This is a genomic window from Rothia sp. HMSC069C04, assembly GCF_001812895.1.
Lineage (GTDB): Bacteria > Actinomycetota > Actinomycetes > Actinomycetales > Micrococcaceae > Rothia.
In genome coordinates this window covers 56,432-71,775 of record NZ_KV810735.1, presented here as the reverse complement: position 1 = coordinate 71,775, position 15,344 = coordinate 56,432, and the positions used below count along the sequence as shown (strand labels likewise).

Genomic DNA, 15,344 nt, shown 5'->3' with positions numbered 1-15,344 from the left:
TTTTTGCACCTAAATGGCGCGGAATGGTGGGGTTGGCGGAATGGCGCGGAACGAGGGGGTGTGACCCATCTGAGGGGAGAGTGTCAACTATGGCTTGGTGTGGCTTGGTGTGGGGTGCAGTGGGAAAAGGAAAAAAATATTGAGACATAGAACACGCTCCGTGGATTTGCATGTCATACCGAAAGCCCGTATAGTTTTTTCTTGTGTTCGCCACTGGGTCGTCAAACGAAACGGTGAGAACTACGGGTCTTTAGCTCAGCTGGTAGAGCGCCACGTTTACACCGTGGATGTCATCGGTTCGATCCCGGTAGGACCCACCAATTACCCCGGTACCGCAAGGTACCGGGGTTTTTCCGTTCTAAGCACTTTCTCCACGCGCTATATTTCTCCAAGAGTGAGAAGGGCGACTCTTCAGAGCATAAAAGTGCACTCCACCTATATATAGCCTGCCCTCAGCGCGTATCCTTATATACATGACTGAAAACAAGAAGGCACAGATTGGTGTCACCGGCCTTGCTGTCATGGGCGCAAACCTCGCCCGCAACCTGGCACGTAACGGCTACACCGTGGCACTGCACAACCGTTCCGTAGAGAAGACCGACGCACTGCTGGCTGAGCACGGCGCAGACGGCGACTTCATCCGCACCGAGTCCCTGCAGGAACTCGTCGACTCCCTCGAGTCTCCCCGCCGCATCCTGATTATGGTCAAGGCGGGCGCACCCGTCGACGCTGTTATCGAGCAGCTCACCCCCATGCTCGATGAGGGCGACATCATTATTGACGGCGGTAACTCCCACTTCCCCGACACCATCCGCCGCGAGCACGCCCTGGCTGAAAAGGGCCTGCACTTCGTAGGCGTTGGTGTCTCCGGCGGCGAAGAGGGCGCTCTCTGGGGCCCCTCCATGATGCCCGGCGGTTCCGCAGAGTCCTACAAGCACCTCGGCCCCATGCTCGAGAAGATTGCAGCGAAGGCACCCCAGGACGGTGCACCCTGCTGCGCATGGATCTCCACCGACGGTGCGGGTCACTTCGTGAAGATGGTCCACAACGGCATCGAGTACGCCGATATGCAGGTGATCGGCGAGGCCTACGACATTCTCCGCTCCGTGGCAGGCATTGAGCCCGCCGAGCAGGCAGAAATCTTCAAGACCTGGAACGAAGGCGACCTGAGCTCCTACCTGATCGAAATCACCGCAGAGGTGCTCGCACAGGTTGACGCAAAGACCGGCAAGCCCCTGGTCGACGTTATCGTTGACGCAGCTGGCCAGAAGGGTACCGGCCTGTGGACCGCTAAGGCTGGCCTGGACCTCGGTTCCCCCGTCTCCGCTATCGCAGAGTCCGTGTTCGCACGCGCCCTCTCCTCCTCTGAGCGTGAGCAGCGCGAGCAGGCACAGCGCGAACTGCCCGCAGGTCTGATTGCAACCACCGGCATCGGTGCAGGCGACCCCGAGTTCGTTGAGGATGTGCGCCGTGCACTCTTCGCATCCAAGCTCGTTGCGTACGCACAGGGCATGGACCTGCTCACCCGCGCAGGCAAGGAATACGGTTGGGACCTGAAGCTGGACACCATCGCATCGCTGTGGCGTGCAGGCTGCATCATCCGCGCCGAGCTGCTGGGCGACATCATGGCTGCCTACGCAGGCGAAGCACCCGCAAACATGCTGCTGGCACCGGCCTTCAAGAACCTCATGGAGGAGCTCGTTCCTTCCTGGCGTCGCGTGGTGGCTAAGGCGACCGCACTGGGCATCCCCGTGCCGGTGTTCGCTTCCGCACTGTCCTACTACGACGGCCTGCGCCGCGACCGCCTGCCCGCATCCCTGATTCAGGGCCAGCGTGACTTCTTCGGTGCGCACACCTACGGTCGTATTGACGAAGAGGGTGCCTTCCACACCATGTGGAGTGGTGACCGCTCCGAGGTGAACGCAGCGGACATTCACGTTCACTAAGCTCACGTAGCTGAATACGTCAAAGCCCGCCTTCGGCTGGATGAGAATCCGGTCGAAGGCGGGCTTTCGTTATGTCTTGATGGGGCACCCCCGAGATGCCTCAGGGGTATCTTGAGGGGCGTATAGCAGGGGAGAAGACCTGCGGAGCCCGGTGAGGAGCTTGGAGCCTCATGAGGAGCCGCCAGGTGCGCCTCTACGGGGTCAAAACGCTTGCCAAGCGCTAAATCCACATGGCGGGGTCAATGTACTCCACAGCGTCCACCAGCGGCTTCTTCTTCTCCGGGGTACGCGGGCGGTGCTTCGCCGGAATGCCGGTAATAATCGAATCGGCGGGGTGATCGTTGACGACCACGGCGTTCGCACCAATAGCGCTATCGGCACCAATCTCCACCGGGCCCAGCACCTTAGCACCTGCACCAATGGTCACACGGTCACCAATGGTGGGGTGACGCTTCACCTTCTCCAGGGAGCGACCGCCCAAGGTCACGCCGTGGTACAGCATCACGTCGTCACCAACCTCAGCGGTCTCACCAATGACAATGCCCATGCCGTGATCAATGAAGAAACGGCGGCCAATGGTCGCACCGGGGTGAATCTCCACACCGGTCAGAAAACGAGCAAACTGCGAGAGAGTACGAGCCAGAGCCTTCGTCTCATCCTTCTGCCAGAGCTTATGGGTCAGACGGTGAACCCAAATCGCGTGCATACCCGAATAGTTCAGCGCAATCTCGACAGCGCCGCGCGCAGCAGGGTCGTGCTGGCGGACGTTCTCAATATCTTCACGCAGACGCGCAATAAAACTCATGGGTTCCCTTTCCCTCATCGGTCGTGCTCTGTGTATGCGACCTTTCCAAAGGTACCAACAACGGTGCTCATTCACCTATTCCCGAACTCTGTCGTCGTCATAGTGAGTGCTCTCTTTAACATCTCGGTCACAATTGCGTGCGGAACGTAATATTCGGGCTCGGGCGGGTCTCAGCGGGGGAGTATCGCGGGAAAACGCAAACGCTCCGCCCCGGCATGCAACCGGGACGGAGCGTCGAACACTGCGTACTGTTCTAGATGGCGGCCTCACGGGGAGGGGTGCCGAAGACTGGGGTCTATTAGCCGCGGATATCCTCGTAGAGAGCGGTAGAGATGTAACGCTCACCGAAGTCGGGAACGATAGCCACGATCAGCTTGTCCTTGTTCTCAGACTTCTTAGCCTCCTCCAGGGCAGCCCACACAGCCGCACCGGAAGAAATACCGCCCAGAATACCTTCCTGGGTAGCCAGCAGGCGGGAGGTGCGCATAGCGTCCTCAGCGCTGACCGGAGTTACCGAATCGTAGATGCCGCGGTCCAGGGTGTCGGGAACGAAGTTAGCGCCCAGGCCCTGAATCTTGTGGGGGCCAACGCGACCCTCGGAGAGCAGCGGGGAGTCCTTCGGCTCAACCGCAACAACCTTCACGTTCGGGTTCTGCTCCTTCAGGTACTTACCGGTACCGGAGATGGTGCCGCCGGTGCCAATACCCGCCACAAAAATGTCGACCTTACCGTCGGTTGCTTCCCAAATCTCGGGGCCGGTGGTGTTGTAGTGAATGGTGGGGTTCGCCTCGTTGGAGAACTGGGACGCCAGGATAGCGTTCTCGGTGGTCGCAACGATTTCCTTAGCCTTCTCCACAGCGCCGCGCATACCCTCGGTACCGGGGGTCAGCACAATCTGAGCACCGTAAGCGCGCAGCAGCACGCGACGCTCAGCGGACATGGTCTCCGGCATGGTCAGGATGACGCGGTAACCGCGAGCAGCACCCACCATAGCCAGCGCAATACCGGTGTTACCGGAAGTGCCCTCAACAATGGTGCCGCCGGGCTTCAGCGCACCCGACTTCTCAGCAGCGTCAATGATGGCGCGGCCGATGCGGTCCTTAACCGAACCAGCGGGGTTGTAGAACTCAAGCTTGACCGCTACGTTACCGGGAAGACCTTCGTCCAGTCGGTTCAGCTTAACCAGGGGGGTCTGGCCGGTTGCTTCAACAATGCTGTTGAGAATCTTTGCCATGGGGTGCTCCTTCATGAGCTTGGGGGAGGCCAGCCGCGACGGGGTCTCCGCAATGAATAATCGGTTACGTGGCAACTCTACTACTCACCGGCAGTAGGTTTAAACCTGCGGTCACAGTTCGTAATAATGCCAGAGAAAAACCTCAAGGAACGAGGTTCAGAAAGAGGGTACAGAAAAGCGCCGCACAAACCCTTTCTCGACAAAGGACGATGAATGTGCGGCGCTCTCTAGAAACATTATGTAGCCCAAAAGACAACCTCTGTATATAAGAGTAGTGGTGAACTCCGTTCACCGCAAGCTGGAGCCACAAATTTTATTGCCATCAATGGAAAAAACAGTAAAAACCGCATCCTGAGACGGCACAACGCTAAAAGCGGGGGAGAAAACCAGCCTCAGAGGACTAGTTGATGTCCATGTGAAGATCCCACTTGTTGTTCAAGTAGCGACCAACAGCCTCACCAAACATCTTCACGTGACGCTTATCAGCCGCCACAGTCTGCTCCTTGCCGTCCTTGAACAGCTTCTCACCTAGATCAACATTCAGAGTCACGGTCCAGTTGTACGCGCCCTGCGCCAGAACCGGCTGCTTAGTACCAATAGTCAAGGTAGCGGTCGGGTTCACGTACCAGGTCTTCTTCTCGTCAATACCTGCCTTAGTGGAATCCGCGTACTTCTTCATCGCCGCCAGGGTCTCCTGGTCGGTGCTGACCTCGTTCATGTAGTGCATATCGCCGGTACGCAGCAGGTACTCAAACGCCGCACCGAAGTACGCCAGAGCCGCCGCGAAGCCAGCCACCGAATTCTGGTGCATAGCCTCCGGAACAATCGGGGAAGGAACATTCTGCGGCGGGTGCTCAGCGTTACCCGGCTGGTACTCGCCGTGATCCTCCATCTTCTCCAGCTTCGCTACGCCACTGTAATCCTTATTGTCGTTAGGCAGCGGAGAGCTCGTCGCAGTAGCCGACGCAGAAGCAGAAGGGGAAGCAGACGCCGATGCAGAAGCAGAGGGCGAAGCGGTAGCAGACTCAGAAGCAGCAGCAGAAGCGCTCTCAGAGCCAGAAGCGGAAGCAGACGCCTCAGAAGTAGCCTTAGAGTCACAAGCCGCCAGCAAAGCCATGGAGCTGACGCCCAGTACACCCAGCGCCGCGCGGCGGGTCAGGTTCTCGGACATAGTGATACCTTTCAGTCAGTCGGTGATTGCAACCAGTTTAGCCGCAAACCCAACAGGATACAGAGTTGAGCGGACGAAGCGTGAGAAGCGCCTCGCAGATAAAAGCGTTATGACGAACTATGACGCCGCGGAGGTGGCGGACACCTCAGCGGAAGCTTCAGCAGAAGCGGCGGCAGAAGAGGGCACGGAAGCCGAACCGGATGCTGCCGCGCTCGCGGAGGGAGCACCGCCCTGAACAGTAGCACCGTACGCCACGCTCAGCTCCCACATCTTAGAATCAGCGTGGTAGCGGCCGCGGAAATCACACTCCTGAACCGTCACCCGAGAAGCCGGACCCGCCGCAGAAGCAGTAGCAGAAGCAGTGGGGGACGCCGCATCAGACACCAGCGCATCCTCGGACGGATCAGTAGGCTCAGCAGACGCCGAAGCGCTCGCCGAGGCAACCACCGGCTGGATCTTGCCCTCAGCCACCGCCTCCGTACCGAAGTCCAGAGTGTACTTGCCCTTAAACAGCAGGTTGCCATCGCTCATAATGGACGGCTGCGCACTCGAAAGCGCATAGGAAGCCGACGGATTCACATACCAGGAACCCTTCTCCACACCCGCAAGAATAGAAGCCGACAGAGCATCCACCTCAGAGCGAGTCTTCGACGACAGCTGAATGCCGGTCGAGAACGCATCCGTGCTACCGGTCTTCACCAGATAATCCATAGCCGCCGCAAAATAAGCAATCGCCTCATGAAAACCCGTCACCGTATTCGCCGACAGAGCATCAGTCACCTTCGGCTTCGGAGCATTACGCGGCGGATGCTCCACCGTACCCTGCTCATAATTCAGCGCACCCTCATAGTGGGTGTACTCCACCAGACCCGAATAGTTCTTACCATCATCGCTGTACCCGTTCGGGTTAGCGCTCGACTTCGAACCGTTCAGGCTACCACCCTGAGAACCCGACTGCTGGCTAGAGCTACCCGAGCCGCACGCGCTCAACAGCGCCGCAGAACCCGCAACAGCAGATGCGCCCAAGCCCAGGCGCAGCAGGGAGCGGCGAGAGAAAGACTGAGAAAAAGAAGACATAAGAGAAAAACCTTGAATCCAGGAAAGCTCGTTACTACCAGAGTAAAACAGATCATGCCCTAACCCGAGTGCGAGTTAGGGCATGATGCCTCATCCATCTGAGGGCTTAAAGGTTGTCACCATTAGAATTGCCGCCATTACCGGAGTTGCCGGAATTGCCAGCATTACCCCCATTAGCGGCACCACCATTAGCGCCACCATTCTGCGGCTGAGCCGACGCTTGAGCCTCGTACTCATCCTGAATAGTCAAAGTCCAGTCATTATCGTGGCGCACACCGGTAATCACCAAGCCGCGCTCAGTACGGCGCACCTTCTCAGACATCTCCGCAGGAGCACCGTCAATCACCACGGTCGGACCCAAATCAATCACCAGATCAAAGGTCCACTGCACGCTCTTCTTCACCAGCGCAGGAACCGCAGTGAACGCAGACATGGTCACCTTCGGCGACACAAACCAATCACGATTCTGCGAGCTCTCATTCGACTCATCCATAAACGACGAGAACGAAGCAACGAACTTCTCATCAGCCTTCGACTCACGCAGCGGAGCCGCATCACCGGTCAGCACCAGGTAGTTAATCGCCGCATACACGAATGCAATCGAATCGTACAGACCCTGCACCGAGTTTTCCGAAGCGCTCGCCGGGCGCTTGGGGAACGGCACGTTCTGAGCGGGCGCAGACTCGGTCGCCGGAACGAAAGTACCCTTCTTCTCATAGTTGTCGAAGGTGACCTCGCCGCTAAAATCAGTACGCGCAGAAGCCGAAGGGGAAATCTGAGGGGTATCCGCATCAGCGTTTTCGCTGGTGGACGAAGAACCACCGCACGCAACCAGTAGGGCGCTCAAAGACACGCCCGCAACGCCCGCACCCGCGTAACGCAGAGCAGAACGGCGGCTGATGCCGGTAGTGGAACTGGGAAGCCCGGAGGTCATGGGGAAAAGCGCCACGGAATACCTTTCGAATGAGAATCTCAGGTGAGAGACGAGTGAGAGAACGCCTCGACGAGTGGATATCACACGCGGACATCCCTCTAGAGACAGTCCTAAGTATAACGCGCCCCCGCCTTCACACCCGTGCGTACCAGCGCTCATAGGAGCGTGATATGCCGCCCATCAGCGAACTTACCGCCGCCAGTGAACTCAGTGGAACCAGCGGGAGTATCGCACCGGATGGGGTGAAAGAGGGACGCGTTCATCGTCTATAGGGGGAGGGGCTACTGTGCGCCTTCACCAGGAATACCGCCGGGTGCCTCAGCGCCGGGAGCATTTACACCGCCAGCTACACCGCCCGCATCAGGGGCACCGGGCGCTGCGCTCGGCTGAGCCGTCGCAGCTGCAGGCTGAGTCGCCACAGGCTGCGCGGGAGCCGCAGGCGCCTGGGTAGCGGCAGGTTGAGGAGCCTGAGCCGCGCCACCCTGACCGGTGCCGGTCTGTGCGCCACCATTCTGGGAACCAGTGTACTGACGGGAACCGCCCTGACCTGCACCATTCTGGGCGGCAGGAGCCTGCGCACCACCGTTCTGCGCGGCACCATTCTGAGCAGTGCCCTGAGCCGCGCCGTTACCCGAAGTATTCGCGCCGGTGTGTGCGCCAGCATTAGCCGCCACGGTGCTGTCATCAGTCACCGTCGGGGTATAGGTCGAGGAAGGATGCGCACGCGGAGTCTGCGTCGGCTTCGGGGTCAACGCGGGATCGTACTGCTGAGGCGAAATCACCAACCAGCGCTTCGCCTCCTCATCGTACTCAGCGTACAGAGCCTTAATCTCCGGGGCCTCAGTGTCCTCCAGAGGCTTGGTCGTATTGGTTGCCTTCTCAACTCGCATGCCGTGTGCCTGAGTCACGGTGCACGCCCACGAATACTTCGTGCCGCGGGTCGTCGGCTGCTTATCGGTCAGACGGAACGTCCACTCGCCGCCCACCAGCCAGTTCGTACCGGGAGCATAGAACGCACGCAACTTCTCCAGCGCCGCACGGTCGGTAGAGTTCTGCGCCTGAACCACCTGCAGAGCAGGACCCGGGTCACCGGTCATGCGGGCATAGTTCACCGCCGCCGCAAAATACGCGAAAGTGGCGCGCAGACCGCGGGCGTTCTTGTCGTACATGCTCTCATCCTCAATCGGGATGGGCACGGCACTCGCCTTAGAATCAACGCTTGCCGGGCCGGCAGTCGGCTCAATCGTGTACACCTGACCGGTTTCCGGGTCGGTGCTGCTCATCGGGGCCGCACCGTTGCCCGCAATGTACTTAGTCCACTTCAGCTCGCCCGACAGATTGTCGTAGGCACCCGCAATCGAAGCGGAAGCAGTGGGGGAGGCAGTCGCCTCCTCAGTCTTTTTGGAACCGCAAGCGGCAAGCATCGCACCCAGGGCGGCGGTGCCCGTAAGCGCAATAAAGTGGCGGCGGCTGTGAATCATAGTGATCCCCTTGAATGTGCTGTGATGCGGAAGTATCGGTGATAAGTGAAGAGCTCACGCTCTAATTCTCAGCCTAACATCACGCCCCTACAGGAGGGCGCGAAACAGTCACCCGCAGGGCGGGTAGACGCGTATTGAGGCGAAAATGGGCGGACCTCATCTAGCCCTAGCCTATAGATTTCACGCGTGGCACACAAATAAAAGCTCTCATCCGTGCCTCATATCACCCAATATGACGGGTTCTTTGAGGCACGGATGTAAAGAAGCTTTAGGCTGAGCCTCGAATATAACGAGTCGCCTTAGAAGAGGTGCTCTCATTCGGGGTCGGGTGCGCACTCGGAATATTCGCGGACGGTTCAGCGGTAGCCGCAGGGGTAGCGGTAGCACTTGGGGAAGAGTTCGGATCCTCCAGCATCTGCCAGCCCTCTTCACCAAAGTAGACGTACGCATCCGCCTTCTGATTGCTGCCGTAGATACCGGTGAGCTGCTCACGCTGACGGGTCTCATGGTTGAACAGGAACGCGTTCTCGTCCACCTTCAGGGTCGCCTTCCAGCAGTAGACGTCCTGCTCAGTGGCGGGCACCGGCTGCGGGGAGCTCAGATTAATGCACATGGGGTGGTTGTTCTTAGAGACCAACCAGCCAATGTTGTAGCGGTAGATATCGCGGTACATCTGCGCCATCTGACTAAAGTGCTCCTGGCCGGGCAGATTCATGAAGGGCTCGGTGTCGCCGGTGAGGAGCATATAGTTCTGTGCCGCACCCCAGTACTGCAGGAAGGCGTGCAGACCTTCGACGGTGCGCTCTTTAGCTTCCGGGGGCATGGTGGGGCGGGGGACATTGACGGCTCGATGGCTCAGGGTGCCGTTTGAGAAATTTCCGGAACGCTCAAAGAACTGATCCGGCAGAAGAGCCGGTCCGCGACCGTCCAGGGCGGATGCGGGCAGGGGCTCGGCGTACGTAATGCTGCGCGTGGTGGTCGCAGATTTGGTCTGGGAGCTCTGAGGAGCAGCCTTAGTAGGGGAAGGGTTAGCGAGTGGTTGAGGGCGAGAAACTGCGCTGGGGCTGCAAGCGCTTGCGAGTGCGCTCAATGCTGCTCCGGAAGAAAGAGCAAGAAGATGGCGCCGTGACAGCGAACCGAACATACGCAACCTTTCGCAAGAGTAAAGATGGGCAGACAGTATGCGGGTAGCTCGGATGCAGTGAACCTCAACGGCAGTAAATTGTGAATGTAGTTGCGTGAGGGTTCGGTGAGCATTCCCGGTGGGTATCGCATACCGCGGTGAGTACGGATGCGATACGAAGGGCAGGTCAGAAACCTCCTGGGGATTCGGTGTGGATTATGACCTGCCTGTATGTCGTGCTCAACGATTCTAAGCGTACTTTCAGGTTCAAAATGACCATATCTGCGCTTGAGCGTAAAAAGTTATCAAATCTTAATATTTGCCCGTTTTATGCGGGTTATAAAACGTACCAATGTGTTCCGGGTAACCGCATTGAAATGTACTGATTTCCTGCGGAAAATCAAGGATTTTCTCACCTGCTCTTCTTATGAATAAATCATAAATTGGAGTTGTTGCACCCTGTGTGCAAGTAGTATCTCAACCTCTTCAGGTTGTCCAAACACCTATCAAAAACACCTCAATATGAGCCCCCAAACAACCCGCAACCGCAACGCGCCCACCGCAACGCCTACACATGGCATGAAGCAGGTGCACCCTATGGGACAATAGCGCTGTGACTACCACCGACTATGCGCAGCTCAAAGCAGCTCGCGAACTGCTCACTCGAATCCCCCTCCCGCTCGACGTAGAAGCCGGCGAAACCCCCGGCACCCCCTACACCGTCACCCACGACGGTACCGCCGAGCACGGCACCGCCACCGCGCGCACCCTGCTCGCCGCCATGGCACGCCAACTCGACGACTACATCCTGCCGCGCAGCGCCAGCGTCGATAACCCCCTCACCATCGTGGTCGGAGGCTCCACTGGCGCCGGCAAATCCACCCTCGTCAACACCCTGCTCGGCGAACCGCTCACCCAGTCCGGCGCGATTCGACCCACCACCCGCCACCCCGTACTCCTGCACCGCGCAGAAGACGAAGCGGCGCTATCACCCGAACGCTTCCTGCCCACCCTGCCGCGCACCCGCACCTCCGGCATGAACGCCGGATCGCAGGCACTACCCGGCCTCGACCCGAAGATCGCGCGCGCCCTCATTCCTATTACTACCTCGGCGCTACCGCAGGGCATCGCGCTCATCGACGCACCCGATATCGACTCCGTCTCCGAGGAAAACCGCACCCTCGCCAAGGAACTGCTCTCCGCCGCTGACCTGTGGCTCTTTGTCACCACCGCCAACCGCTACGCCGACGCCGTGCCCTGGGAACTGCTCCACGAAGCAGCCGCACGCTCCATCGCCATCGCCGTGGTGCTCAACCGCGTGCCCGAAGGCGACGAAGAAGCCATCGAAAACGACCTGCGACGCATGCTCGACGAGGCGGGAATCCACGCCGTACTGATTCACACCGTCACCGAACAGCCCCGCGACGCAAGCGGCATGCTCGCCCCCGTCAGCCTCGCCCCGCTGACCCTGTGGATCCGCGAACTTGGCGCCGACGCACCCGCCCGCGCCGCCATCGCCCGGCAGACCCTCGCCGGTGCCGTCGAAACCCTCGCCGGAAACCTGCAGGTGCTCGCCGCCGAACAGGCACGCCAGCAGGCGGCGCACCAGTCGCTTGCCACCATCGTCGCCGAAGAATACGAGGACGCGCTGACCACCATCGACGGCGCCCTCTCCGACGGCTCCCTGCTACGCGGCGAAGTGCTCTCGCGCTGGCACGACTTCGTGGGAACCGGCGACTTCTTCCGCTCCCTCGACAGCACCATCGGTCGCCTGCGCGACCGCGTCGGCTCCGCCCTGCGAGGCCAGCCCGCCGCCGCCCAGAAGGTAGAAGACGCCCTCGAAAGCGGCATCCACGCCGTCGTGCTGGATGCGGCCGCCCGCGCCTCCGAAAATACCCGCACCCGCTGGCGTGCCAGCCGCGCCGGACGCTCCCTGCTGGCGCGCCTGGATGTGCTGCAGGCTGTTTCTGTTGCGCCGCAGACGGCCTCCGCCGCGGCGCCCGAACAGAACGCAGGCGCAAACGGTGAGGCGAAGGGCAACGAAGCGAAGGGTGAAGTGCAGTCCGCCGAAGACATCTTCTCCGCCGCTGTTGCCGAGCAGATTCGCCTCTGGCAGGGCTCAGTGCTCGAAATGATTCGCGAAGAAGGCGCCGACAAGCGCAAACGTGCTCGCTTCCTTTCCCTGGGCGTGAACGCTACCGCCGTGATGCTCATGGTCGCCGCGTTCAGCCTCACCGGCGGCATTACCGGTATTGAAGCGGGTATTGCGGGCGGTAGCGGCGTGGTCGGCACCAAGCTGCTCGAGTCCATCTTCGGTGAAGACGCGGTGCGCCGCATGGCAACCCGCGCCCGCACCGACCTGCTCGAACGCATGGCGGATCTGCTCACCGAGCACGCCCAGCCCTTCACCGCCGTGCTGGAAGAAACCGACCCGCAGGCTGATGCCGAGGACATTCACCGCGCCGCCGAACAGGTACAGGCAATCGCCGCAGAAATGAGCACCCAGAGTCAAACCACACAGCGCCAAGCCGCAGCCCACACTAACGGCACGGTTGCCCGCTAAACCACTCCGGGCAGGCACCCCGCACCACAGACGAAGAAATAACGCACTATGACTACCCCCGAGAAAAAACTCGAGAACGCCGAGCGCAACACCGATCGCAACGCCGAGCGAGGCGCCACCCCCGCCGTGGCGACCTCGCCCTTCGCGCGCTCCGTTGCATCCCTCAAGGATGCCATCAGCTACGGCGAAGGACGAGTCCCCGAAACCGTGCTGCTCGACGCCGCCGAAACCCTCGAACGCCTCAGCCAGCGCCGCGAGCTCTCCACCGAGCACACCGTCATCGGCTTCTTCGGCGCGACCGGCAGCGGCAAATCCACCCTCTTCAATGCCATCGCCGGGCAGAACATTGCCCTCTCCGCTCCCACACGCCCGACCACCTCCACCGTGCAGGCGGCAATCTGGGAAGCCGAAGGCAGCGAAGAGCTACTTGACTGGCTCGGCATCGACAAGCGCGTCTACCCGCAAACTCAGGCGCTCGCCGCCGAAGGAGAGACAACCGAGGGTAATAAGGCAACCGGGGGAGTAGCGGCACCCAATACCGTCACCGAACCGGCGCCCGGACTCTTCAACCGCATCCGCCGCGCAGTAGGCGGACGCGGCGAAATGCGCACCCGCACCGGCGGCCTCATCCTGCTGGACATGCCCGACTTCGACTCGGTCACCACCACCAACCGCGACCTCGCCGCCCGCATGATGCGCTACGTGGACGTACTCGTCTGGGTCGTCGACCCCCAAAAATACGCCGACGCCGTCATCCACCGCGACTTCATGGTGCCGCTCGCCGCCTCCGGTGCGCAGGCACTCTGCGTGCTCAACCAGGCGGATAAGCTCGCACCCGCCGAGGTTCCCGCCGTGCTCGCATCCCTCACCCGCCTGCTCCAGGCTGAGGGCACCGAAGCGCACCTGCTTGCCGCACCCATCGCCGTCTCCGCACGAACCGGTGAGGGCGTGGACGTGCTCCGCGACCTGCTCGCCCAGGTAGCCGCCGCCAAGAGCCTATCCCTGCAGCGAACCGACGCGCAGCTGCACGCCACCGCCTCCCAGTTGCGCACCTACGCAGGGGGAGAGGGGACCGTGCTCGCCGGAGCCTACGCCCTCGAAGCGGAACAGAAGCTCGTGAAGGCATGCTACACCTCCAGCCAGGCGGAGCAGGTTTTGCAGGCGGCAACCGCCTCCTATCGCCGTACTGCGGGTCAGCACACCGGCTGGATCCTCACCCGCTGGATGAGCCGCCTGAAGGCTGACCCCCTGCGCCGCCTACACCTGGGGCAGCAAGAGGAAACGAAGAGCATGTCTAAGGCCGAGAAGTCCGCGGGCATGCTCGGTTCCGATAGCGAGAACGCACCCGAGCTGGTGGCATCCTCGCTACCCCCGCTGAGCGCCGCGCAGAAGGCAGGCATGGCAAACGCCGTGCGCCAGTACAGCAAGCAGATGGCGGCCCGCGTCGACGAGCCGTGGAAGCGCAGCATGAAGGAAGCCGCCCTCTCCCGCGAGGCGGAGCTACCCGAACTGCTCGAACGCGACATGGTGCGCATCGACTACGGTCTGGGCCGCACCCGCGCCCCCTGGGTCATCTTCAACGCCCTGCAGTGGATCGCGCTACTGAGTGCCCTGGTAGGCGTCGGCTGGCTGACCCTCATCTCCGGCATGGCGTACCTGCAGATTCAACTGCCGCCCGCCCCGACCCCCGAAGGCTCCCCGGTGCCCCTGCCGACCCTGCTTCTGCTGCTGGGTATCCTGCTTGGTATCGCCTCGGCGGGTGTGGGCAGGCTACTTACCGCCATGGGTTCACGCTACTACGCACGTAAGTTGCGGGGTCACCTGCAGACCGGCGTGGAGAAGGCAGTGCAGTCCTGCGTGGTCGCCCCGGTACAGCAGGAAGCAAAGCGCCTCAACGCCTACCGCAAGGCGCTGGACATTTAGCGGCGTATCATCCGAGAAACCGCATCAAACTAAGAGCGCACAAAAGAATCCCTCCCCACCTCAATCGAGGCGGGGAGGGATTCTTTTCGTTAAATCTACACGCTACTGAAGCTTAGTCCTCTTCAGTACTCTCACCGCAGGGAGCCTGCTGAGACGCCGCAAGCTCACGCAGACCGTCCGTAATCGCCTGAGCAGCCATAACGACCAGCTCAGGGTAGTTGCGGTTCGGCTGGCGGGTCATGCGGTCAATCGGACCCGAGATGGACACTGCCGCAATCACCTTGCCGCCGGGCGCACGCACCGGAGCAGAGACCGAGGCGGTTCCGCGCTCGCGCTCACCCACGGACTGCGCCCAACCGATGCGGCGCACAGCCGCGAGCATGGCGGCGCTGAAGTGGGCGTCGCGCAGGCCTTCAACAATGCGGTTCTGGTCTTCCCAAGCCAGCAGAACCTGGGCGGCGGAACCAGCCTGCATGGACAGCTGGGTGCCGACCGGAATAGATTCGTGCATGCCGGAGGGGCGGGGGGAGGTGGCTGCGCACACGCGCCAGTCACCCTGGCGGCGGTACAGCTGGGTGGACTCGTCAGCTTCGAGGCTGAGCTTCTGCAGGATCGGGTCTGCCACGGTGATGAGCTCGTCAGCAATGGTTGCGGATGCGAGTTCGGTCAGGCGGGGTCCGAGCATGAAGCGTCCCTGCACGTCGCGGGCTACGAGGCGGTGGTGTGCCAACGCCACGGCGAGGCGGTGTGCGGTGGGGCGCGCCAGACCGGTTGCCTTGACGAGGTCACCCAGAGATACGGGTCCTGCCTCGAGGCAATCAAGAATGAGGGTCGCCTTGTCGAGCACGCCAACGCCGGAGGAGCCGTGGGAGTTTACCTCTACCATCTGCTCGTCGGCGGCCATGTGTTCGGGCGGCTTGACGGGGTCGACAATCGGTGCGTTGTGGTATGTGGATGCGTTGGGGTGACGCATTCCGTGTGCGTTAAAACGTGAAGCGGAAGGAGTCATTCTTATATTCTATCTCAGAATATGAAAGATACCCCGGACTTCGTGGACTCTTTCGGGTGCACAGCTGAAGATGGAATC

General features: G+C 60.9%; 11 protein-coding genes and 1 tRNA gene. 4 read left to right on the top strand and 8 right to left on the bottom strand.

All coding sequences use genetic code 11. The features are described 5' to 3' along the window. The first annotated feature begins 244 nt into the window (after positions 1–244). Both HMPREF2879_RS02535 and gndA read left to right on the top strand, forming a co-directional pair. A tRNA-Val gene (locus HMPREF2879_RS02535) sits at positions 245–320 on the top strand. Positions 321–473: 153 nt separating this feature from the next. Next, a complete protein-coding gene (gene gndA / locus HMPREF2879_RS02530) occupies positions 474–1,946 on the top strand; it encodes an NADP-dependent phosphogluconate dehydrogenase (RefSeq protein ID WP_070599791.1) in 1,473 nt (490 codons plus the stop codon). 220 nt (positions 1,947–2,166) lie between these two features. On the opposite strand, the gene epsC is transcribed toward gndA, so the two are convergent. The 7 genes from epsC to HMPREF2879_RS02495 all read right to left on the bottom strand — a co-directional run bounded on the left by epsC (position 2,167) and on the right by HMPREF2879_RS02495 (position 9,738). Further along, a complete protein-coding gene (gene epsC / locus HMPREF2879_RS02525; RefSeq protein ID WP_005505599.1) occupies positions 2,167–2,751 on the bottom strand; it encodes a serine O-acetyltransferase EpsC in 585 nt (194 codons plus the stop codon). A 298-nt stretch (positions 2,752–3,049) separates the two neighbouring features. After that, entirely contained in the window at positions 3,050–3,985 is a 936-nt protein-coding gene (gene cysK / locus HMPREF2879_RS02520) for a cysteine synthase A (protein WP_005505601.1), read from the bottom strand. Between the two features lie 400 nt (positions 3,986–4,385). Further along, complete coding sequence (locus tag HMPREF2879_RS02515; RefSeq protein WP_070634746.1) at positions 4,386–5,156, bottom strand: DUF6318 family protein; 771 nt, start codon at positions 5,154–5,156, stop codon at positions 4,386–4,388. Positions 5,157–5,273: 117 nt separating this feature from the next. Next, positions 5,274–6,233 (bottom strand): DUF6318 family protein, encoded by a 960-nt coding sequence (locus tag HMPREF2879_RS02510; protein ID WP_070634745.1) that lies wholly within the window; start codon positions 6,231–6,233, stop codon positions 5,274–5,276. A 106-nt stretch (positions 6,234–6,339) separates the two neighbouring features. Further along, positions 6,340–7,182 (bottom strand): DUF6318 family protein, encoded by an 843-nt coding sequence (locus HMPREF2879_RS02505; protein ID WP_070633953.1) that lies wholly within the window; start codon positions 7,180–7,182, stop codon positions 6,340–6,342. 266 nt (positions 7,183–7,448) lie between these two features. Next, entirely contained in the window at positions 7,449–8,648 is a 1,200-nt protein-coding gene (locus HMPREF2879_RS02500) for a DUF6318 family protein (RefSeq protein WP_070634744.1), read from the bottom strand. Positions 8,649–8,916: 268 nt separating this feature from the next. Then, positions 8,917–9,738: a DUF6318 family protein gene (locus tag HMPREF2879_RS02495; RefSeq protein ID WP_246822891.1), complete on the bottom strand. Its 822-nt coding sequence runs from the start codon at positions 9,736–9,738 to the stop codon at positions 8,917–8,919. A 646-nt stretch (positions 9,739–10,384) separates the two neighbouring features. Between HMPREF2879_RS02495 and HMPREF2879_RS02490 the strand changes: the two genes are divergently transcribed. Further along, a complete protein-coding gene (locus tag HMPREF2879_RS02490; protein WP_070634742.1) occupies positions 10,385–12,334 on the top strand; it encodes a dynamin family protein in 1,950 nt (649 codons plus the stop codon). 48 nt (positions 12,335–12,382) lie between these two features. Further along, a complete protein-coding gene (locus tag HMPREF2879_RS02485; protein WP_070634741.1) occupies positions 12,383–14,257 on the top strand; it encodes a GTPase in 1,875 nt (624 codons plus the stop codon). 112 nt (positions 14,258–14,369) lie between these two features. Here the strand turns inward: HMPREF2879_RS02485 and HMPREF2879_RS02480 are convergent, their stop codons facing one another. Continuing rightward, positions 14,370–15,266, bottom strand: coding sequence for an IclR family transcriptional regulator (locus HMPREF2879_RS02480; RefSeq protein ID WP_371325931.1), 897 nt, complete (start codon positions 15,264–15,266; stop codon positions 14,370–14,372). Between the last annotated feature and the right edge of the window lie 78 nt (positions 15,267–15,344).